Annotated in this window: 18 protein-coding genes; 9 read left to right on the top strand and 9 right to left on the bottom strand. The window is 73.5% G+C overall.

The genetic code is table 11. The features are described 5' to 3' along the window. The first annotated feature begins 245 nt into the window (after positions 1–245). The gene (locus BJ983_RS23085; protein ID WP_179795952.1) at positions 246–1,589 is read left to right on the top strand and encodes an MFS transporter; all 1,344 of its coding nucleotides are present in this window, start codon (positions 246–248) and stop codon (positions 1,587–1,589) included. Between the two features lie 754 nt (positions 1,590–2,343). Here the strand turns inward: BJ983_RS23085 and BJ983_RS23080 are convergent. Next, entirely contained in the window at positions 2,344–3,078 is a 735-nt protein-coding gene (locus BJ983_RS23080) for a hypothetical protein (RefSeq protein WP_179795951.1), read from the bottom strand. A 109-nt stretch (positions 3,079–3,187) separates the two neighbouring features. Between BJ983_RS23080 and BJ983_RS23075 the strand changes: the two genes are divergently transcribed. Beyond that, on the top strand, positions 3,188–3,649 hold the full coding sequence (locus BJ983_RS23075) for a hypothetical protein (protein WP_179795950.1): 462 nt from the start codon (positions 3,188–3,190) through the stop codon (positions 3,647–3,649). On the opposite strand, the gene BJ983_RS23070 is transcribed toward BJ983_RS23075, so the two are convergent. Further along, on the bottom strand, positions 3,646–5,649 hold the full coding sequence (locus tag BJ983_RS23070; protein ID WP_179795949.1) for a glycosyltransferase: 2,004 nt from the start codon (positions 5,647–5,649) through the stop codon (positions 3,646–3,648). The two genes, BJ983_RS23075 and BJ983_RS23070, sit on opposite strands and share 4 nt — an antisense overlap. 129 nt (positions 5,650–5,778) lie before the next feature. Between BJ983_RS23070 and BJ983_RS23065 the strand changes: the two genes are divergently transcribed. Continuing rightward, positions 5,779–7,275: a hypothetical protein gene (locus BJ983_RS23065; protein ID WP_179795948.1), complete on the top strand. Its 1,497-nt coding sequence runs from the start codon at positions 5,779–5,781 to the stop codon at positions 7,273–7,275. On the opposite strand, the gene BJ983_RS23060 is transcribed toward BJ983_RS23065, so the two are convergent. The 4 genes from BJ983_RS23060 to glf are packed head-to-tail and all read right to left on the bottom strand — an operon-like array spanning position 7,272 to position 11,285. Continuing rightward, complete coding sequence (locus BJ983_RS23060) at positions 7,272–7,997, bottom strand: hypothetical protein (RefSeq protein ID WP_179795947.1); 726 nt, start codon at positions 7,995–7,997, stop codon at positions 7,272–7,274. The two genes, BJ983_RS23065 and BJ983_RS23060, sit on opposite strands and share 4 nt — an antisense overlap. Before the next feature lie 25 nt (positions 7,998–8,022). Next, entirely contained in the window at positions 8,023–9,225 is a 1,203-nt protein-coding gene (locus BJ983_RS23055; RefSeq protein WP_179795946.1) for an alpha/beta hydrolase-fold protein, read from the bottom strand. Next, a complete protein-coding gene (locus BJ983_RS23050; RefSeq protein WP_179795945.1) occupies positions 9,222–10,088 on the bottom strand; it encodes a DMT family transporter in 867 nt (288 codons plus the stop codon). The genes BJ983_RS23055 and BJ983_RS23050 overlap by 4 nt, the downstream gene beginning before the upstream one ends. Before the next feature lie 3 nt (positions 10,089–10,091). Further along, positions 10,092–11,285, bottom strand: coding sequence for a UDP-galactopyranose mutase (glf, locus tag BJ983_RS23045; protein WP_179795944.1), 1,194 nt, complete (start codon positions 11,283–11,285; stop codon positions 10,092–10,094). 43 nt (positions 11,286–11,328) lie between these two features. Between glf and BJ983_RS23040 the strand changes: the two genes are divergently transcribed. Beyond that, positions 11,329–11,775, top strand: a complete 447-nt coding sequence (locus BJ983_RS23040) for an SRPBCC family protein (RefSeq protein ID WP_179795943.1) — start codon at positions 11,329–11,331, stop codon at positions 11,773–11,775. Positions 11,776–11,794: 19 nt separating this feature from the next. Here the strand turns inward: BJ983_RS23040 and BJ983_RS23035 are convergent, their stop codons facing one another. Continuing rightward, positions 11,795–13,159 (bottom strand): heparin lyase I family protein, encoded by a 1,365-nt coding sequence (locus tag BJ983_RS23035; RefSeq protein ID WP_343054314.1) that lies wholly within the window; start codon positions 13,157–13,159, stop codon positions 11,795–11,797. A gap of 179 nt (positions 13,160–13,338) precedes the next feature. Between BJ983_RS23035 and BJ983_RS23030 the strand changes: the two genes are divergently transcribed. Continuing rightward, positions 13,339–13,905, top strand: a complete 567-nt coding sequence (locus BJ983_RS23030; protein ID WP_179795942.1) for a TIGR03086 family metal-binding protein — start codon at positions 13,339–13,341, stop codon at positions 13,903–13,905. Between the two features lie 10 nt (positions 13,906–13,915). Here the strand turns inward: BJ983_RS23030 and BJ983_RS23025 are convergent, their stop codons facing one another. After that, positions 13,916–15,214, bottom strand: coding sequence for a heparin lyase I family protein (locus BJ983_RS23025; protein ID WP_343054313.1), 1,299 nt, complete (start codon positions 15,212–15,214; stop codon positions 13,916–13,918). 187 nt (positions 15,215–15,401) lie between these two features. On the opposite strand from BJ983_RS23025, the gene BJ983_RS23020 reads away from it, so the two are divergent. Continuing rightward, complete coding sequence (locus BJ983_RS23020; protein ID WP_179795941.1) at positions 15,402–16,013, top strand: hypothetical protein; 612 nt, start codon at positions 15,402–15,404, stop codon at positions 16,011–16,013. On the opposite strand, the gene BJ983_RS23015 is transcribed toward BJ983_RS23020, so the two are convergent. Continuing rightward, positions 15,973–16,437 carry a hypothetical protein gene (locus BJ983_RS23015; protein WP_179795940.1) on the bottom strand — a complete coding sequence of 155 codons (465 nt, stop codon included), beginning with the start codon at positions 16,435–16,437 and terminating at the stop codon, positions 15,973–15,975. The genes BJ983_RS23020 and BJ983_RS23015 overlap by 41 nt on opposite strands. Positions 16,438–16,635: 198 nt before the next feature. On the opposite strand from BJ983_RS23015, the gene BJ983_RS23010 reads away from it, so the two are divergent. The 3 genes from BJ983_RS23010 to BJ983_RS23000 all read left to right on the top strand — a co-directional run bounded on the left by BJ983_RS23010 (position 16,636) and on the right by BJ983_RS23000 (position 21,551). Continuing rightward, on the top strand, positions 16,636–18,684 hold the full coding sequence (locus tag BJ983_RS23010) for an acyltransferase family protein (protein WP_343054312.1): 2,049 nt from the start codon (positions 16,636–16,638) through the stop codon (positions 18,682–18,684). A 79-nt stretch (positions 18,685–18,763) separates the two neighbouring features. Beyond that, positions 18,764–19,621: a class I SAM-dependent methyltransferase gene (locus tag BJ983_RS23005; protein ID WP_343054311.1), complete on the top strand. Its 858-nt coding sequence runs from the start codon at positions 18,764–18,766 to the stop codon at positions 19,619–19,621. A gap of 52 nt (positions 19,622–19,673) precedes the next feature. Further along, complete coding sequence (locus BJ983_RS23000) at positions 19,674–21,551, top strand: glycosyltransferase (RefSeq protein ID WP_343054310.1); 1,878 nt, start codon at positions 19,674–19,676, stop codon at positions 21,549–21,551. The last annotated feature ends 13 nt before the right edge of the window (positions 21,552–21,564 follow it).

Below are 21,564 nucleotides of genomic sequence, written 5' to 3'. Positions count from 1 at the left end.
TCCGCGCACGCCCTCCGTGCCCCGTCCCCGTGACGTCGGCGCCGCACCGTGAAGAACCGCGACACCCTTCTCGACGCCCACCACGCCCGTGCGACGCATCCTCGTCACGGCCCGCACCCACCACCGCTTCGCCGCAGCATGACGACTGCGCCGAACGGAGGAAGACGCGCGCCGGGCGGGGCAGTGCGTGTCGCCCGTCGTCGGGAAAGGGCGGTTCGAGGCCCGGGTGGGCTAGCGTCCGGGGCGTGTCCACCGGGTCGGCCGTGCCGCTCACTCCCGCTCCCACGCCGCGCACCACCGGGGCACTCGTCCGCTGGGCGGCGTGGGACTGGGGATCGGCCGCGTTCAACGCCGTCATCACGACGTTCGTCTTCACCGTCTACCTCACCAACGGGGTGGCGGCCGACGAGGCCAGCGGGTCCGCCGCGCTCGCCACCACGATCGCGATCGCCGGGGTGCTCGTCGCCCTGACGGCGCCCGTCTACGGCCAGCGCAGCGACGCGACCGGGGCGGAGCAGGGGCGGCAGCGTCGGCTCGGGGTGCTGACCGCGGTCATCGTCGTGGCGAGCGCCCTGATGTTCCTGGTGCAGGGCGCACCGGACTATCTGCTGCTCGGACTGATCCTGCTCGGCGTCGGGACCTTCGCCTACGAGCTCGCGCAGGTCGAGTACAACGCGATGATCTACCGGCTCGCCCCGCCCGGGCGGACCGGCTGGGTCTCGGGGGTCGGCTGGTCGGCGGGCTACCTCGGCGGCATCGTGCTGCTCGCCGCCTGCCTCTTCCTGTTCATCCCGCCGATCGGGGTGATCACGTTCGGGTCGGAGGACCTCGCGCCGCGGGTCGTCGCCCTGCTGGCCGCGGTGTGGTTCGGGCTCTTCGCGATCCCCGTGCTCTTCATGCGCTTCCCCTTCCCCGCCCCGCCCGGGGACGCCGAGGCCGCGTCGGTGAGCTGGGTCGGCTCGTACAAGCTGCTGGTCCGGCGCCTGATCCGGCTCTACCACTCCGACCCGCACCTGCTCGGGTTCCTCGTCGCGAGCGCCGTCTACCGCGACGGCCTGACCGCCGTCTTCACGTTCGGCGGCGTCCTTGCGGCCGGCACGTTCGGGCTCGACGCGTCCGAGGTCATCATCTTCGCGATCGTCGCCAACGTCGTTTCCGCGATCGGCGCGGTCGTCGGCGGCCGCCTGGACGACCGGATCGGCCCCAAGCCGGTGATCCTCGTGTCCCTCGCGGCGCTCGTCGTGGTCGCCGCGGCGCTGCTGCCGGCGTCGGGGAAGACCGCGTTCTGGATCGGTGGGCTCGTCCTCTGCCTGTTCGTCGGACCCGCCCAGGCGTGCTCGCGCAGCTACCTCGCCCGCCTCGTCCCGCCCGGACGCGAGGGCGAGATCTTCGGCCTGTACGCCACGACCGGCCGCGCCGTCAGCTTCCTCGCCCCCGCCCTCTTCGGGCTCTTCATCACCCTGTTCGGCGAGCAGCGGTGGGGCATCCTCGGCATCGGGATCGTGCTGCTCGTCGGCCTGCTCGCCCTCATCCCCGTGCGCGGGGTGCCGGGGGCGGCCGGCGCCGGGAGCGCCGCCGCGGAGAGCTGATCGCCGCGCCCGGAACCTGCTCCACGTCACTCTCGGAGCCGCGCTGCGGCCCGGCCCGCCCGGCGAGGTGCACACCAGGCATGGCTCGCGGGCGCGGAACCTGCCCCACGTGAGTCTCGCGGCGGCGGGACTCGGCTACCCCTTCCCGACGACGGGTCGGGGTCGGCCACGTGCGGACCCTTCCGGACGAGGTGCACACCAGGCATCCCGGGCGGACCAAGAACCTGCCCCACGTCACTCTCGGAGCCGCGCCGCAGCCCGGCCCACCGCCGAGGTGCACACCAGGCAGGGCTGGCACGCCCGGAACCTGCCCCACGTGAGTCTCGCGGCGGCGGGACTCGGCTGTCCCTTCTTGACGGCGGATCGGGACCGCCCTGCGCGGACCCTCCTGGGCGAGGTGCACACCAGGCATCCCGGGCGGGCCAAGAACCTGTCCCACGTACATCTCGCGGCCGCGCCGCAGCCCGGCCCACCGCCGAGGTGCACACCAGGCATCCCGGGCGGGCCAAGAACCTGCCCCACGTCACTCTCGGAGCCGCGCCGCGGCCCGGCCCACTCGAGGTGCACACCAGGCAGGGCTGGCGCGCCCGGAACCTGCCCCACGTGAGTCTCGCGGCGGCGGGACTCGGCTGTCCCTTCTTGACGGCGGGTCCGGACCGCCCTGCGCGGACCCTCCTGGGCGAGGTGCACACCAGGCATCCCGGGCGGGCCAAGAACCTGCCCCACGTACATCTCGTGGGGCAGGGTGGTCGGCCTACTTGACGCGGGCGGCGATGAAGCGGATCAGACGGGAGAACAGTTCGCCGACGAACACCCAGAACACGGCGGCGACCAGGGAGTTCACGATCAGCGCGATCTTCGGGTCGCTCGGTACGAAGAGGTCCCGGAAGCCCAGGATCACGGTGTCCGCGACGCCGCCGATGAACTGGGCCACCCCGTTCGCCGGGTTCACCCCGACGAGCACGAGCACCACGTTGACGATCAGCACCAGGGCGAACAGGAACGCGAGTGTGCGCACGACGGTCGCGATGACGTTGCCGGCGCGCCAGACGATCTCCCCGACGTCCACGTGGCGACGCTGGGTCTCGGGCTCGGCCCACGAGGTGTCGGCGGAGCCGCGCCGGTGCTGCTCGGTCGGCGCGTCGTCCGGGGCCGACTGCTTCTCCGTCTTCGCCTCCGACGGGGACGACTGCTTCTCCGTCTTCGACTCCGACGGAGCCGCCTGCTTCTCCGTCTTCGACTCCGACGAGGCCGCCTGCTTCTCCGTCTTCGCCTCCGACGGGGCTGACTGCTGCTCCGACGAGGCTGACTGCTGCTCCGACGACTCGGTGGACTGCTCCCCCGACGACTCCGCCTCCTTCGACGAACCGTCGGACTCCGACGACCCCGACGTCTGGTCGGCCCCCTCGTCGCTCGCCCGGTGTTTCCCGGCCGCCTCGTCAGAGGACTGTTGGTCGGACGTCTGCTCGTCGGTCCCCTGCTGCGCCATCCGCCGATTCTGGCACCGCCTGCCATCCGAATCCCCACGACCGGGGGGACGACGCTCCGAGCGAAATCGGTTGAGACGGGCCGGTGTCCTCGGCGACGGTGTGACGACCGTGAACCGCACCGAGGCGCAGGAGGGCCGCACCGTGACCGGCACCGCGACGACCCCGCCCGTGAGCGTCATCCGCCCCGCCCTGCGCGACGCCCCGTTCGCCGCGGAGCTCGCCCTCTGGCTCGGGGAGGGCATCGCGACCCACCACGCGGACGCTCGCGACGAGCACATCCGACCCGCCGTCGTGATCGTCCCGGAGTACCTGCACGGCGCGCCGCGGACACTCCTGGCCGACCTCGCGACCGCCCGGTGGTCGGGCCGCACGGTCGGCCTGGTCGGCTACGGCGGGCGGACCCGCGCGCGGTACGCGCTGGAGGACGCCCGCGACGCCCTCCGGGAGGCCGGCGCCCGGCTGGTCGGCCCGTCGCTGGGGCTCGACGTCGCGCGGGTGCGGGCGTCCGGGTTCGACGTCGCGGACGTGGTCCTGCGCGACCTCGTCCTCGACGAGCTCGCGGCGGGTTAGCGGAACCGCGAGAAGACCTGGGCCTCCCACGCCTCCCGGCTGACGAGCTCGCCCATGTTCTCCCGGTAGCGCCGGCGCAGCGACGGCCACGACCGCTGGACCTCGCGGTGCATCGCGAGCGAGGTCCGCAGCAGCCGCCAGAACTCCGCGCGGTCACGGTGCCGGAAGGTGACGCCGGTGCCGTCGGAGGTGGAGACGGTGACCCCGTCGAGCCGGGACAGCAGGAACCACGTGCCGTGCTCGGCGGGGACGTTGCGCTGCGGGCGCTCGGCGGCGCCCGGGTCGGTGGGCCGCAGCTGGTGGCGCAGGGCGCCGGCGAGCGCCTTCACCTGGGCGACCCTGCCCTGCGGCGGCTCCGGCCACAGCTGCGCCGCCAGCGCCCCGATCGCGGGCTCGGGCAGGTCGCGGGCGCTCGCGACGACCTTCCCGTCGGGGTAGCGCGCCCGCAGCGCCCGGACCTCACCGAGCGCGGTGGGCAGCGAGCCGAACAGCGCCTTCGGCCCGGACAGGAAGTCGCGCATCGCCATCTGGTGCAGCGCGATCGCCGAGTACTCGAGCAGGAACAGGTGGCGCAGGGTGCGCTTGAGCGAGTCGACCAGCATCGCCTTCGGGTCGTCCGGCCCGTGCAGCGCGGCGACGACCAGCCGGTTGCGGGCGTGGAAGTACGCCTGCCAGTCGGAGCTGTCGTCCTTCTCGACGAAGCTCATGTGCCAGATCGCGACGCCGGGCACGGTCGCCGTCGGGAAGCCGTGCGAGCCCGCACGCAGGCCGTACTCGCAGTCGTCCCACTTGATGAACAGCGGTAGCGGCTGGCCGATCCGCTCGGCCACGACCCGGGGGATCAGGCACATCCACCAGGCGTTGTAGTCGACGTCGGTGCGCCGGTGCATCCACAGCGTCTCGCGCAGCGAGTCGACCGCGAAGTCGTGGTCGTCCTCGGTGTTCGGCGCGAGCTGCCAGAAGAAGGTGTGCCGGTCGACCACCTCGCCCATGGCGTGCAGGTGCGAGCGCGCCTGCAGGGAGAGCATCTGCCCGCCCACGAGCATCGGCGCGCGGGCGAACCGGGCGAAGGCGAGGGCGCGCAGCACCGAGTCGGGCTCGAGGACGACGTCGTCGTCCATGAAGAGGATGTACTCGGCATCGGTGTGCTCGAGGGCCTCGTACATGATCCGGCTGTAGCCGCCCGACCCGCCGAGGTTCGGCTGGTCGATGATCCGCAGCCGGTCGCCGAGCAGCGCCGCCGCGTCGGAGAAGCCGTCCTGCTCGCGGACCTTCGAGGTGCCCTGGTCGGGGATCACGACGGCGGTGAGCACGTCGCGCACCAGCGGGTCCTCGCCGAGCGCGCGCAGCGTGTTCACGCAGTCCGACGGCCGGTTGAACGTCGGCATCCCGACCGTCACCGCCGCCCGCCCCGGCGCGGGCCGGTCGGCGTACCACCCGCCGTCGAGCAGCTCGAGCGGCTCCGCCCCGCTCGACAGGTCGAACCAGATCCACCCGCCGTCCTCGAACGGGCGCAGCGCGACCGGCACGTCGATCGCACCCTCACCGGTGACGGCCTCGCCGTGCACGTGGACCGGCACGCCGCGGGCGGTGGACCGGTAGACGTCGACCCGCCCGGCGCCCCGCAGCCGCAGCCGCAGGTGCACGGCGTCGAGCACCGACCAGCGCCGCCAGTACGACGCCGGGAAGGCGTTGAAGTACGCCGCGAACGAGGTCTCGGTGTGCTCGGGCACCCGGACCGACGTCCGCGAGAGCACCTCGGCCCGGCGCCCGCCGGCGGTGGTGAGGTGCAGGACGAACTCGTCCTGCTCCTCGTTCACCGTGCCGGGACGCTCCGCGGTGGGCGCCGCCGAGCGCAGCGACGTCGCCGTGCCCTCGTCGAGGTAGAGCGACCGCACGGTGGTGGGGTCGGCCGGGCGCGGCAGGATGATCCGCTGGAGCAGGGCGGACTCCAGCTCGCGGGCGCTGAGCTCCACGGGAGCCTCCTGCGTGCTCGTCATGCACCCGACGGTAGCGCCCACCCCCGACAGCACCCGTCCGCCCCCACACGGCACGGCCGGTCGGCCCAACCTGTCGTTCTGCTGGCAAATGTCCGTTTCCTCCCGTCCGGACGACGGGAAGTACGCGCCATGCCCTCGACCGCCTCCGTGGCCACCACGTCGTCCCGTCCCCCCGGCCCGACGACGGGGGTGCTCGGCGATCTGGTCGGGCCCGTCGTCCGGGCCCTGGGCCTCGCCCCCGCCCGGCGGCACAGCGGCCGGCCGGGACGCACCCACATCGAGGTCCGCGGGGTCGCCACCCCGGGCGAGCGGTCGACCCGCGAGGACCTCGTCGAGGAGCTGCTCGCCGTGCCGGGCGTGCAGGGCGCGGTGGTGAACGCTGTGGTCGGCCGGGTGGTCGTCGACCACTCCCCCGACGTCGAGCTCGCGCGGCTCGTCGGGGTCGTCGAGGACGTCGAACGCCGCCACGGGCTCGACCGCGCCCCCGCCGACACCTCGGGCAAGCACCCCGCCGACGTCACGCCGTGGTCGCGGCAGGTCCTCGCGCTCGGGGTCGACCTCGCGGGACTCGGGCTCGTCGGGGTGGAACGGTGGCTCGGCCTGGTGCCGCTGACCCGCTCGATCCCGCCGCTGCTCACCGGCACGCTCTCCCTGCTCGACGCCGTACCCTCCTCGCGCTCCGCGGCGGAGCGGACCGCGGGCGGGGCGACCACCGAGTCCTGGTTCTCCCTCGGCAGCGCCACCCTGCAGGCCCTCGGGCGCGGACCGGTCGGGCTCGTCGTGGACGCCTGCTACCGGGTGGTCCGCGCCGACGAGGCCGCCGCGCGCACCGCGGCGTGGACGGCCTGGGACGCGCGCGCCCCGCTGGCCACGCACGCCGCGGAACCCCTCGGCCCGACGCAGCGGCCCGGGTCGCTGCCCCGCGGCCCGGTCGACGTCGTCGGCGACGCCTCCGGCGCCACCGCCCTCGCCGCGTTCGGCACGGTCGCGGCGCTGGTGCCGGAGCGCGCCGCGGCCGTGCTGCTGGCCGGCGTGCCGAAGGCCGCCCGCTGGGGCCGCGAGGCCTACGCCGCGGCCGCCCACCGGGCCGTCGCGGACCTCGGGGTGGTCAGCATGGACCCGGCGGCGCTGCGGACGGCCGACCGCGTCGACATGGTCGTCCTCGGCGAGGGGCTCGCCGACCGGCTGGCGGACGCGGCCGCGACCGTCGGGCGCGTGGTGGTGGTCGACGACGACGCGACGGCCGCCGCGGTGGTCCGGCTGCAGGCCGCCGGGCACGGGGTCGCGCTGGTCTCCGCCGACGACGACGAGGGCCTCGCGGTCGCCGACGTCGGGATCGGGCTCGGCGCGGAGCTCCCCTGGAGTGCGGACCTGCGGTGCGCCGACGCCGACCAGGCGCGGGCGGTGCTGCTCGCCGTCGCCGGGGCGCGGGCCGCCTCCTGGCGGGCGGCGGTCCTCGCCCTGACCGGCTCGGCGATCGGTGCGCCGATCGCCGTCACGTCCTCGCTCGTGGGCCTCACCGGGCGGACCAACGCCCCGGTGACGCTCGCGGCGCTGGCGGCCCTCGGGGTGAACACGTGGGCGGGCCGCCGGTCCGTCGGTGAGGGGAGAATTCGGCCGCTCTAGTGGGCTGAGGGTTCCCCTCGCGCGGGGAGGGGGGTCCGCCAGGCCACCGGGTCGCGGTGGGACCGGAAGGTGGGCGCCCGGCTGGCCTCGAACTCCTCCGGCAGCGCGTGCACACCGCCGTCGCGCCCGATGTTGTCGCTACGGCTCGCGAGAGGCCCGACGAATCGCAACCCGGCCCGTGCCGCGATCCGCTCGACCCCGAAGTCCCACCCGGCGCCCGCCCCGTCCCACGGCGCCCGGGCGGCCTCGAACCAGTCGTCGCACAGGAACCGGGACCACCGGTCCGCCCAGGTGCTCCACACCCAGGCGGAGAACCCGGTGTCGTCGAGGACGTCCTCGGGCTGCGGGTCCGGCCGCGTCGAGAAGGCGCAGGCGGCGAGCACGTCCGGGTCGTCGGGGACGGCCTCGAGGCACTCCAGGACGTCGTCGCCCACCACGATGTCCTCCTCGCACAGCACCACCGACGCCGCACCGGTGGCGAACGCCGTCGCGAGGGCGTGGTGCGGGTTGGCCCGCACGCCGCGGCGCTCGGCGTTGACCTCGACCTCGACGGCCCGGGCGACCTGCCGTCGGGAGAAATCCTCGATGACCGCCCGGCACCGCGCGAGCCCGTCGCCCGGCTCGACGACGAAGTGGAACGGCCGGCTCGACAGGCCGCGCACCGCGGACCAGGAGTCGAGGGTCTCGGCGAGGTAGCCGGGGCGGTCCCCGGAGACGGTCATGGTGATCACGCGGGCTGGTACCCGATCACGTCGAGGAACAGCCGACCGCGCGCGAGGGGAGTCCGAGCCGGGCCGCCATCCAGGGCAGCGAGTCGGCGAACCCCGCCGAGAAGACGTCGAAGGTGTGGCCGCCGCCGGGGACGATCACCGCGCACACGGCGACCCCCGACCGGCGCGCGAGCGGCACCAGCGCCTGCTGCGCCGCGAGGGGCTCGGCGTCCGCGTCGCCCACCTCGAACCAGCCGCCGAGCCGCGGGAAGCGGCGGGACTGCAGCAGGGACGACGGTTCGTGCGCGCGGAAGGCCTGCTCCGATCCGCCGAACAACCCGCTCACGGTCGACGCGGTGTCCGCGTTGGTGTCGCCGACGCGGGGGCCGGCGAGGCCCGCGTAGTCGCCGAAGGTCTCGAACGTCGTCGGGTGGCGCAGGGCCAGCATCGTCGCGCACGCGCCGCCCTCCGACAGGCCGGCCACGGCCCACGCCCGCCCGGTGGGCTGCGTGCGGAAGGTGGACGTGACGAACGCGGGCAGGTCCTCGGTCAGCGCGGTCTCCACCCGGCCGAGCGGGGAGTCCACGCACTCGGTGTCGGCGTCCTCGGTGCCGTTGATGTCGGGCGCCACGAGGATCGGAGCCGTCCCGCCGTGGGCCGCCGCGAAGGCGTCGGCCGTGGCGGCCGCGAGGCCCGGGCCGAACCAGTCCGACGGGGTCCCGGGCGTGCCGTGCAGCAGGACGATCACCGGCAGCTTCGGGCGGGGCCGGTGGAACCAGGCGGGCGGGACGTAGACGAGCGCCTGCCGGGCCGTGAAGCCGGACCGCCGCGTCGGGATCGTGACGGCGGCGATCTCGCCGTTCGCGGGCACGGTGGTCTGGCGCAGGAGCCGGGCCAGCGGCTCCTCGTCGGCCGGCTCGACGCCGAGGACGGCGCCGAGGGTGCGGTCGTAGTCGACGTAGGTGTTGACCGCCGCGGCGAGGTTGAGCAGGAGAACGACCACCGCGGCCAGCACGGCCGGTACCCGGATGCTGCGACGACGGGCGGCGGCCGCCGCGACCACGGCGAGGACCAGCAGCGCGGCCAGCAGCGCGTGGAACGGCCACGCGGTCACCGGGACGTCGCGGGGGTCCCCGCCCGCGGCCACGAGCAGCACCGCCACCAGCACCACGACCGCGCCGACGAGCACCGCGAGCACCCGCCGCAGCGTCCCGACGGCAGGAGTGGTCCGGTCGGTCACGCCGCGGCCGGCGCGGGTGCGCCCGCCGCGCTCGACCGCGCGAGCACCGTGGTCGCCACGACGGTCACCACCACCAGCAGCCCGATCAGCACCCACTCGGCACCGTCGGCGCGGACCTGCTCCCCGAGCACCGTGAGGCCCAGCAGCGCCGCGACGAGGGGCTCGGCCACGGTGATGGCGGGGAGCGTGGTCGCGAGGTCGCCGGCCTGGAACGCGGCCTGCTGCAGGTAGGTCCCACCGACGGCGGCCACCACGAGCACCCAGGTCTCCCAGCCGAGCAGCAGCGGCACGATGCCGTCGGTGAGCAGGTCGACGACCGACTTCGTCAGGGCGGCGAGCACCCCGTAGGCGATGCCGGTCGCGACGGCGAGCGCGGCCGCCCGGACCCGGCCGTGCCGGCGCGCGGCGAGGAGCAGGCAGCCGAGCAGGACGACGACCAGCACCGACCCGGTGGGCACCCACGTGGCGACGGGCGCGCGGTCCAGCCCCTGGGTCGGCTCGCCGATCACGAGGAAGAGGGCCAGGGCGGCGGCGAGGACGAGCGCCCACACCCCGTCGCGGACGGCGATCCGGCGGCCGCCCGTCCACGCCTCGAGCGGTAGGGCGAACAGCAGCGTGGTGACGAGCAGCGGCTGCACCAGCAGCAGCGAGCCGACCCCGAGCGCGGCCGCCTGCACCACGAACCCGCCGGCGTCGCCGACGGAGCCCGCCCACCACACCGGCGACCGGACGAGGCGACGCAGCAGCCCGAGCCCACCCGCCTCGTCGTCGGGAACCTGCCCCGCCGCGCGGCGTTGGGCCACCGAGCCGACCGCCAGCAGCAACGCCGCGACCAGGGCGAGGGCGACCGCGAGACCGGTCATGAGTCAGCCCTCGAGCGGGTCCGCGCCGTCGAAGTCGGTCCCCTCGGTGAACCACGGGGCGATCCTGTTGTCGAACATCGTCAGCGCCGACCCGATGGCCATGTGCATGTCGAGGTACTTGTAGGTGCCGAGCCGACCGCCGAAGAGGACCTTGCGGTTGGTCGCCTCCTTGCGGGCGAGCTCGCGGTAGCGCTCGAGCTTGGCGCGGTCCTCGGGCGTGTTGATCGGGTAGTACGGCTCGTCGCCGGACTCGGCGAAGCGCGAGTACTCCCGCACGATCACGGTCTTGTCGGTGGGGTAGTTCTTCCGCTCCGGGTGGAAGTGCCGGAACTCGTGGATGCGCGTGAACGGGACGTCGCGGTCGGCGTAGTTCATCACCGGCGTGCCCTGGAAGTCGCCCGTCGTCGTGACGACCTCGGAGGTGAAGTCCAGCGTGCGCCAGCCGAGCTCGCCCTCGCTGAAGTCGAAGTAGCGGTCGAGCGGGCCGGTGTAGACGGTGGGCACGTCCTCGGGCAGCGCGTCGCGCAGGTCGAACCAGTCGGTGTCGAGGCGGACCTCGATGTTCGGGTGGTCGGCCATCCGCTCGAGCCACGCGGTGTAGCCGTCGACCGGCAGACCCTCGTGGGTGTCGTTGAAGTAGCGGTTGTCGAACGTGTAGCGCACCGGCAGGCGGCTGACGATCGAGGCGGGCAGGTTCTTCGGATCGGTCTGCCACTGCTTGGCCGTGTAGCCCTCGAAGAACGCCTCGTAGAGGGGGCGGCCGACGAGGGCGACGCCCTTCTCCTCGAAGTTCTGCGCGTCGTCCACGTCGATCTCCGCGGCGTGCTCGGCGACCCAGGCGCGCGCCTCGTCGGGCGTCATCGCCTTGCCCGCGAACTCGCAGATCGTCGCGAGGTTGACCGGCATCGGGTAGACCCGGTCGCGGAAGATCGTGAACACGCGGTGCTGGTAGCCGGTGAAGTCGGTGAAGCGGTTGACGTACTCCCAGACCCGCTCGTTGGAGGTGTGGAAGAGGTGCGCGCCGTAGCGGTGCACCTCGATCCCGGTCTCCGGGTCGGGTTCGGAGTACGCGTTCCCGCCGAGGTGCGAGCGGCGCTCGACGACGAGCACCCGCTTGTCGAGTTCGGTGGCGGCACGCTCGGCGACGGTGAGGCCGAAGAAGCCGGAACCCACCACGACGAGATCAGGCTGGGCCATGCCACCCACGGTAGCCGGGCGGGCCTGCGGGTAACCGTCCGGCATGCCGACCGTGACCCGGACCGTCTCCACCCCCGCCCCGCTCGACGTCGTACGGTCCTACCTGCGCGACTTCGGCAACGCCCCGGAGTGGGACGCCGGCACCGTGACCTGCGAGCCCGTCGACCCGACGACGCCGGTCGCCGTCGGCAAGCAGTGGACCAACGTCTCGGAGTTCCGCGGGAAGCGGACGACGCTGACCTACACGCTCGAGGCCGACGAGCCCACCCGCCTCCGCATCGTCGGGCGGAACAAGACCGTGACCAGCGAGGACGAGATGACGTTCACCGGCGCCGACGGCGGCGGCACCACGGTGAGCTACACCGCGACGTTCACCTTCCACGGCCTCGCCAAGGCGGCGACGCCGTTCATGGTGCCGGCGCTGAAGGGCCTCGCCGACGACGCCGAGCGGTCGCTGGGCGACGCGCTGCAGAAGCTGCCCACTTCCTGACGCCTGGTCGTCCCCGGGCTCAGTTGACCTGGTCCCGGGTGTTCCCGACCTTCGCGCCCTCGATCGTGTACTGGGCCTGCTGGGTGATCGCCGAGTCGCGGTAGATGCCCATCTTCCAGTACGAGCTGCTCGTGGCGGTGTTCTTCTTGTCGGTGGGGTACAGCGTCCCGCCGGCCGGCTTGTAGCCCGCGAGCACCTGGGTCCCGTTGTTCCAGACGTCGACCGTGCCCTTGCTCGGGTCGCGGGAGAAGAACACGTGCAGTACGAGGTCGGTCCGCTGCCCGGTCACCGCCGGGGCCAGGGGCTGGGCGAAGGTCCGGGGCCCGGCCGGGTAGCCGTAGCCGCCCTCGAGGTTGAGGTTGCCCCCGCCGACGGTGATCTCCAGGGGCGGCGACCCCGTCCCGTCGTTCTTCCACTGGGTGATCACCTGCCAGGTGGTCACCTGCGTCGGGAAGCCCGCGGGCAGGTAGAAGGAGAACCGGAACCAGCGGTCCTGGCCCTCGGTGAACTCCGCCGTCGTCGGGACGATCTCCGAGCGCGTGCCGCCGCCCGGCATCGTGAACTGCGCGGCCTTCGCACCGGAGGTCACCGGCGAGTCGACGATGACCGGCGCGCTCGCGCCCACGTTGTTCCACGGGGTGTCGTCGAACGTGCCGAAGCCCGACGAGGTGAAGCTCGCGTCCCAGGACTGGGTGGTCTGCGTCGGCAGGCTGGTCGACGTCGTGGTGGTCGTCGTCGGTGGGGCCGTGGTCGTGGTGGTGACCGGCGGCGCGGTGGTCGTCGTGGTCACGGGCGGCGCGGTGGTCGTCGTGACCGGCGGGGCGGTCGTGGTGGTCACCGGCGGGGCGCTCGTCGTGGTGGTGACCGGCGGCGCGGTGGTCGTGGTCGGCGGCGGGGTCGTCGTGGTGTCCGGCGTCGAGAGCGCGGGCAGCGTCCATTTCTGCGGGTTGACGTTCGCGCACGTGGCGATGGTGATGACGACCTTGGCGGCGATCTTGTTGTTCTGCGGCGCCAGGCACAGCTTCGACTTCTGGTTCTGCACGTAGCCCGCCGCGTACGGCGTCCACTTCTGCGAGGTCGACGTGGTCGAGCAGACGACGAGCACGACGCGGGTGCCGTTGGCGGTCCCGCCGTTCAGCGTGTCGATGCACCGGCCCTGCACGCGGATCGTGCCGTCGGACCACCGGGACCACTGCTGCCCGAGGTTGGTGCCGCACGTGTTCAGCCACTGGGCGTTGTTCGTCGCGGTCGAGTTGTTGGAGTTCTCCAGACACCCGCCGCCGACGTTGCCGATCTGCCCCGTCACGGTGGCGGCCGACGCCTGGCCACCGAGCCCCACCAGCAGGCCGACCAGGAGCGCCACCGCCCCGATCCCTGCGAACACCCGTCGTCCTGACCGCACCACATCGCCCCCCGGAATCTCACGTCCGGTGGTCATGTCGCCTGGGTCTCGCGGAACATTACGGCCGACACTCACCCGGACGGCCCTACTTCGTGACGGGGTGTCGAAAATCCGCGTCCAGGATCGACGACCGACGACGACCACTGCAGAGGAGCGACGACATGAGCGACGCAGCACAGCAGTACCGGGAGACCGCGGGCCGGTTCGGGGAACTCGTGGCCGGCGTGCCCGACGCTGCCACCTGGGAACGGCGGTCACCCGTGCCGGAGTGGACCGCCCGGGACGTCGTCCGCCACCTCGTGGAGTGGTTCCCCCCGTTCCTCGCGGGCGGGACCGGCATCGACCTGCCGTCGGGACCTCCCGTGGACGAGGACCCCGAGGGGGCGTGGCGGGCGATGAGCGACGGCGTCCAGGCCCTCCTCGACGATCCGGCGTCGGCGGACAAGGAGCTCGTCAACCCCTACATCGGCACGGTCCCGCTACCCGAGGCGGTGTCGCGCTTCTTCACCACCGACGTCTTCATGCACTCGTGGGACCTCGCGCGGGCGACGGGTCAGGACGCCGGGCTCGATCCCGACCGCTGCGCCGCGATCCTCGAGGGCATGACCCCGATGGACGAGATGCTGCGGGCGTCGGGTCAGTTCGGCCCCAAGGTCGAGATCGACCCGGACGCCGACGCGGTGTCCCGGCTGATGGCGTTCATCGGCCGGGACCCGCGTCGGTCCTGACTCCCGAGCCCTAGCTCGCGACCTGCGCGTAGGTGTTGCCGATCTTCGCGCTCTCGATCGTGTACTGGGCGGTCTGCGTGATCGCCGAGTCCCGGTAGAGCCCCATCTTCCAGTAGGAGCTGAGGCTCGCCGTGGATGCGGTGTTCGTCGGGTAGAGCGTCCCGCCCGGGGGCTTGAAGCCGGCGAGCACCTGGGTGCCGTTGCGCCAGACGTCGACGACGCCCTTGCTCGCGTCCCGCGAGAAGAACACGTGGACGACCAGGTCGATCCGCTGCCCCGTCGTCGCCGGCGCGAGGACCTTCGAGAAGGTCCGCGGGCCGGCCGGGTGGCCGTAGCCCCCGGAGAGGTTCAGGTTGCCGTTGCCGACCGTCAACTCCAGCGGCGGCGAGCCCGTCCCGTCGTTCTTCCACTGCGTGAGCAGCTGCCACGAGGTGACCTGGGTCGGGAAGCCCGCCGGCAGGTAGAAGGAGAACCGGAAGTAGCGGTCCTGCCCCTCGGTGAACGACGCCGTCGTCGGGACGATCTCGGTGCGCGTGCCGCCCCCGGGCATCGTGAAGCGCGCGGCCTTCGCGCCGGAGGTGACCGGCGAGGACACGATCACCGGCGCGCTCGCCCCGACGTTGTTCCACGGGGTGTCGTCGAAGTTGCCGAAGCCCGCGCCGGTGAAGTTCGCGTCCCACACCTGGCGAGTCTGACCCGGCAGCGACGTGGTCGTGGTGGTGGTCGTGGGCGGCGGCACCGTCGTGGTGGTGCGCGGCGGCGTCGTGGTCGTCGGGGGCGGGGCCGTCGTGGTGGTGCGCGGCGGCGTCGTGGTCGTCGGGGGCGGAGTGGTGGTGGTCGGCGTGGACGAGAGCCCCGGCACCGTCCACTTGTGGGCCGCGACGTTCGCGCAGGCCACGATCGTCATGACGACCTTGGCGGCGATGCGGTTGGCCAGCGGCGCCAGGCAGAGACCCGACTTCTGGTTCTGCACGTAGCCCGCGACGTAGAAGTTCCAGCGCTGCGAGGTCGCGGTGGAGCACGCGGCGAGCACGACGCGGGTGCCGGACGCGGTCGCGCCGCCGGCGGTGTCGGCACAGAGGTTCTGCACGCGCAGCGTGCCGTCCGCCCAGCGCGACCACTGCTGCCCGGCGTTCGTGCCGCAGTTGTTGAGCCACAGCGGGTTGTTCACCGCCGCGACGTTGTTCGCGTTCTCGAGGCAGCCGCCCGCGGTGTTCGCGACCCGGCCGGTGACGACGGCGGCCTCGGCCCGACCCGCCGTCAGGCCCGAGGCGAGCACGCCCGCGAGGAGTGCCAGAGCACCCAACACGGACACGAGGGCCCATGTGCGACGGTGTGGCGCCCGCGCCCGCTCGCTCTCACTGTCCGTCATCCCGTACCTCCGTTGCGTGACCGTTCGCTCCGGGGTTCGCTCCGCACCGCCCCGGCATTAGCCCGAATGGCCGTACACGATCAGGTGATCACGGGATGATCACGGCAGGGGAAGGTCCCTGACGATGCCTCGCCCGGCCGCTCTCGCCGCCGCCGCACTGCCTCCGCTGCTGCTCGCGGGGGTCGGACTGACCCATCCGACGGTGCTCACGCCGGAGACCGCGCCCTGGTGGCGTGACCTGCACGTGATCGGGCTGGTGGCGTTCCCGCTGCTGGCGCTCGGGCCCTGGGTGGTGGTGCGGGGCCGCGGCCGGGTGCTCGAGGGGGTCGTGATCGTGCTCGGCCTGGTCTACGCCTGCTTCTACACCGCGCTCGACGTGCTGGCCGGGATCGGCGGCGGCCACGAGACGATGACGCTCGGCCCGGGACCGTGGGTCTCGACGCTCTTCTCGATCGCCGACCAGCTCGTCGTCCCGGGGGTCTACGCCTACCTGGCGACCGCGGTCATCGGCGGCGTCACCGCGATCCTCGTGGCGCCCGGCGCCGGGCGAGCCGTGGCCGTCGTCGGGACCGTCCTCGTCGTCGGCGGGGCCTACTCGTTCCTGACCAGCCACATCTACTACCCCGTGGGGGTCCTGACGATGGTGGTGCTCGCGGTGGGCTGGACCGCCCTGGCGGTCGTGGTGCCCTCGCCGGTCAGGTCGTCGCCGCGGCGGCGGCAGCCTGTTCCCACATGAGCAGCACGACGGCGAGGGTGAAGACGGCGAGCGGGGTCGGCATGCCGGGGAGCTCCGCCTCGGCGTCGCCCCGCCACGTGCCGGTGCGGCGGATGGCGCCCACCGGCTCCTCGGTCTCCAGGTCGGCCACCCACTCCTGGTCGGCCTTCCAGATGGACCGACGCCGGAAGTGGAACGTGCCCTCCGGCGTCACGATCGACCAGCGCTTGCGCCCGACCCGTTCGGCCCGGGCGAGCTCGCTGCCCGCGCGGGTGAGCGTGTACTGGGTGCCGGTCCAGGTCGACTGCACCTCGTAGTCCAGGCCGTCGAGCGTGTAGCGGACCGCCGAGCGCCAGCCCTTCGCCTCGAGGACGAGCAGGGGCTCGTCGTCCTCGCGGACCTCCCAGCGAGAACGCAGCGACGACACCCGGTGGGCCTCCAGCACGGAGGAATGAGATCAGTCGGACAGGTCCGCTTCAAGCCGGACGCCCGACTCGTCCCCTCCTCCGTCGGGGTGGCCGTCGGGTCGGCGAGGCGTGGAGGTCATGCTCGACGGGAAGGGAGCGACCGGAGGGCCGTTCGCTCGTTCACCTGGACAGGGGTCGTCGCGGACGGCGCGTCGGACTCCCGAGAGGCGGTGGGTGTGCTCGCTCCGGAGGCACGGACCGCCCGCATCGCCCGGGTCGTCCCGACGCCGGGTGCCACCACCCGCGAGGATCCGTCCCGCTGGCGGCCCGAGCTGCAGGGCCTGCGGGCCCTGGCCTGCGCCCTCGTCGTGATCTACCACGTCTGGTCGGACCGGGTGTCCGGCGGCGTGGACGTCTTCTTCGTCATCACCGGGTTCCTCTTCGCCGGGCAGCTGGTCCGGGCCGCCGAACGCGGCACGCTCGACCTCGTCACCACCTGGGGCCGCATGCTGCGGCGCCTCGTCCCGACGACGGCCGTGGTGCTGGCGGGCTGCGTCGTCGCGGGCTGGTTCGTCGTCCCCGAGAGCCGCTGGCCGCAGACGATCCGCGAGGTCGGTGCGTCGGCGCTGTTCCTGGAGAACTGGCGGCTGGCGGCGGACTCCGTCGACTACTACGCGGCGCACAACACCGCGAGCATCGTCCAGCACCTCTGGTCGCTGTCGATCCAGGGACAGTTCTACCTGCTGTTCCCCCTGGTCGTCGGCCTGCTGGCCCTGCTCGCCCGGTCGTCGCGGACGCCGGTGCGCCATGTCGTCGTCGGCGCGCTCGCCGGGCTCACCGTCGTCTCGCTCGCGTACTCGGTGTACCTGACCGGCACCGACCAGAAGCTCGCCTACTTCCACTCCCTGACCCGGCTCTGGGAGTTCACGCTCGGGGGGCTGCTCGGCCTGCTGATCGCCGGGGTCGCGCTCCCGGCGGGCGTCCGGGTCGCCGCCGGCTGGATCGGCGTCGTGGCCCTGTCCGTCTGCGGTCTCGTGCTCGACGTGGAGGGCGGGTTCCCCGGCTACCTGGCGCTCTGGCCGGTGCTCGCGGCCTGCCTGGTGCTGGCGGCGGAGCGGACCGGCTCGGCGATCGGCGCCGACCGCTGGTTGTCCTCGGCGCCGATGCAGTACCTCGGACGCATCAGCTTCCCGCTCTACCTGTGGCACTGGCCGGTGCTCCTGCTGGCGCTGCTGGCGACGCACCGCGAGCAGGCCGGCCTCGTCGGCGGCGTGCTGGTGGTCGCCGTGTCGCTCGCCCTGGCCGCCCTCACCGACCGGTTCGTCGACCAGCCGATGGCCCGCGCACGCCGCTGGCGCGGGGCCGGCTACCGCTCGGGCGCGATCGCGATCTGCGCCGTCCTGCTCCTGACGGCGGGCTGGCACGCGGTCGCCCTCGCCCGCGCGACGCCCTCGGGCGTCCCCGGCGACGCGAACCACCCGGGCGCGGCCGCGCTCGCACCGGGTTTCGTCTACCGCGGCGAGCCGGACCCGAAGCCGATCCCCCCGGCCGTGTCGGCCTACGAGGACTGGGTGCAGTACCAGGGCGACTGCACCTCCGCCGCCGCCGAGCCGGGTCTCGAGCGCTGCACCTACGTCGCCGCGCCGCGCCCGGACGCACCGACGGTCGTCGTGGTCGGCGACTCCCACATGCAGCAGTTCCTGCCCGCCCTCGCCCCGGTCGCGCGGGAACGGGGGTGGCGGATCGACACCCTGATCCGGCCGGGGTGCCCCTTCTCGACGACCTCGGAGTCGAACGTCGGCGAGGTGGCGTGCATCGACCACAACCGCGCGGCGATCGACGACATCCTGCGGACGCGCCCGGACGCCGTGGTCGCGGCGGCCAGCCACGACGTGCGGACCGGCGATACCGAGACGACCGGGCCGGGCATGCTCGACGCCTGGCGGATCCTGGCCGGCGCCGACATCCCGGTCCTGGCCGTGCGGGACAACCCGCGCTACGGCTACCCGCCGTCGAGCTGCGTGGACAACTACCGGCGCGGCGCCCCGGAGTGCAACGTCCCCCGCACCGACCTCTACCCCGCGACGCCGCCGATCCGCTCGATGGAACTGCCGCCGACGGTCTCCTACCTGGACCTCGCGGACTGGATCTGCGGGCCGCGCACCTGCGACCCGGAGGTCGGCAACGTGACGGTGTACCTCGACGACAACCACCTGACGGCGACCTTCACCGCCTCGCTCGCCCCCGTCGTCGGTCCCCGACTGGCAGCGCTCGTCGACCGCTGAGCGACGCTCCGCCGCCTCTCGCGCGCCGGAGGTCGCCCCGAACCTCGACGCACCTGCCGGCACGCGCTTCCATGACCGCGTGGAGCCCCTGCACCGACGCGCCCGGCACGCCCTCCGCGTCCGCCTGATCGAGGCGATCCAGGACGCCGTGACCCCCCTGGTCGCGGACCTGCGGCGCGACCAGAACCGGCGCTTCGAGGAGCTCTCCGCGCAGGTGCAGGACCTCCGCGACGCGCTGCACGACAGGGAGGTCCGGGACCGGCGCGACATGCTCGCGGCGGGCGAGCGGGAGGCGGTGGAGTCGAGCGCCGCGTTCGTCCGGGAGGCCATGACGGGCGCGCGGACGTTCCCGGAGCCCCGTCAGACGCTCGCGCACGCGCTGTCGCTCGCGCCGAGCGGCGGGATGGCCCTGGAGTTCGGCGTCTACAGCGGGCGGACCCTGAGCCAGATCGCCGCGGCCCGCCCGGGGACCGAGGTCTACGGGTTCGACTCCTTCGAGGGCCTGCCGGAGGACTGGCGGGCCGGCTTCCGCGCGGGGACCTTCGCCGTCGACGCGCTGCCGGAGGTCGAGGGCGCCGAACTCGTCGTCGGGTGGTTCTCCGAGACCCTCCCCGACTTCCTCGCCACCCACCCGGGCCCGGTGGACCTGCTCCACCTCGACGCCGATCTCTACTCCTCCACGACGACCGCGCTCGAGCTGGTCGGGCCGCGTCTGCGGCCGGGCTCGGTCGTCGTCTTCGACGAGTACCTCAACCACCCGGGCTGGCAGGACGGCGAGCACCGGGCCTGGCGCGAGTTCGTCGCCGCGCACGACGTGGAGTTCGTCTACGAGGCGTTCACCCACGACAGCGAGCAGGTCGTCGTGGTGATCACCGGGATCCGGCAGGTCGAGGCGCCGACCGCGCGACGGACCTCCGGCACCGGCGGCCAGGCCTGACCGTCACGTCTCCTACCCTGCGAGGAGCACTGTCGGCGAGAGGGTTGGGCTTGTGACGGACCTGCAGACCGCAACGAGGACGCCCGGGCATGCGTCCGCTCCGGCCGGGCGGCTCGTCGTGCAACGGGGTCTGTTCAGCGGGCCGACCGCCGACATCCCCGACGAGATGTACGTCGAGGTCGCCGCCGGCCACGCCGAGCGCCGCCGCGGGCACGTCCGGGTGGGGGCCTTCGCCCGCGTCTCCACCAACACCTACTTCGGCCGCTTCCCCGCCGCCTACTGGCAGCGGTGGACCACCGCGCGCACCGTGCGCTTCGAGGGCCGGGTCAGCGGCGCCGGGCGAGTGCTGCTGCGGGCCTCGGACACCAACGGCGTCCCGCGCACGATCGCGGTGCACGACGCCGAGGCCGAGGAGATCCGCCTCGAGGCCCGGCTCGACCGCTTCCTCGACGGCGGCGGCCTCTGGGTCGAGGTCGTCACCGACGACACCGAGCTCCTGCTGCGCGACGCCCGCTGGACCGTCGACGCCCCGCCGACCCGGCGGCACACCAGCATCGTCATCTGCACCCACAACCGTGCGGACGACTGCGCCGCGACCCTCACCGCGCTCGCCGGGGACCCCGCGGCCACCGCGCTGGTCGACGAGATCATCGTCGTCGACCAGGGCACCGATCCCGTGGAGAGCCGTCCCGCCTTCGCTGCGGTGAGCGAGACCCTGGGGGCCCAGCTCCGGTACATCCGGCAGCCCAACCTCGGTGGCTCCGGCGGCTTCACGCGCGGCCTGCACGAGGTCGTGACCCGGGCCGGGAACCTCCCGACCGACGCCCTCTTCATGGACGACGACGTGCGGTGCGAGCCCGAGGTCGTCGTCCGCCTCTCGACCTTCGCGCAGTACACGGCGCACCCGACGATCGTCGGCGCGCAGATGCTCAACCTGCTGCATCCCACCCAGGTGCTGGCCGGCGCCGAGTACGCCGTGCTCGAGGACCTGACCAACGGCCACGTGTCCCCGGGCGCGGTCGGGGAGTCCGACGTGACCGCGTACCTGCCGGACGGCACGAAGAACGTCCAGGACCGCCGGGTCGACGCGGGCTACACCGGCTGGTGGTCGTGCCTCATCCCGGTCGAGGTCACGCGGACCATGGGCTATCCGCTGCCGCTGTTCTTCCAGTGGGACGACGTCGAGTACAGCTACCGCGGCCGCGCCTACGGCTTCCCGACGGTGACGCTGCCCGGCGCCGGCCTGTGGCACGCCGACTTCCCGTGGAAGGACTGGGACGACTGGCACCGCTACTTCAACCTGCGTAACGCCATGATCACCTCGGCGCTGCACAGCGGGTTCCCGGTGCGGCACGTCGCGGCGACCCTCGGTGAACTGCTGGGGCGCTACCTGCTCTCGATGAACTACGGGCTCGCCGCGACCCTGATCCGCGCGGTCGAGGACTTCCTCGCCGGCCCGGAGGTGCTGCACGACGGCGGGGTCGACGCGACCGCGCGGATCCGGGCGGAGCGGTCGGCGTACGGGGAGACGGTCATGCACCCGATCTCCGAGGCGCCGGCGCTCGGGACCGCCCAGATGCCCGTCGTCCGCGCCGGCGGCAAGCCGACCCGGATGAAGGCCGTGTGGGCCAAGCGCATCGTCCAGCAGGTGACCGGTCGGGTGCCGTTCCACGAGGGACTCGTCGGCTCCGGCGAGGCGCACTGGTGGCACGTGGCCCTCTTCGACCGGGTCGCGGTCACCGACGCCGGGCAGGCAGGCGTCCGCGTGCGGCAACGCGACCCCGAGCGTCTGAAGCGGCTCGGCCGCGACGGCGCGAAGGTGCTGTGGCGCCTCGTGCGCGAGGGCGACGGGGTCGCCGCCCGCTGGCGGGCCGCGACGCCGGAGCTGACCGGTGCCGGCAACTGGCGCCGGCTGTTCGGCATCGGCTGACCGAGGGCGGACG

Source organism: Actinomycetospora corticicola (genome assembly GCF_013409505.1).
GTDB classification, from domain to species: domain Bacteria; phylum Actinomycetota; class Actinomycetes; order Mycobacteriales; family Pseudonocardiaceae; genus Actinomycetospora; species Actinomycetospora corticicola.
Note: the sequence above shows the minus strand (reverse complement) of the source record. Positions and strands in the feature narration are given on the sequence as shown.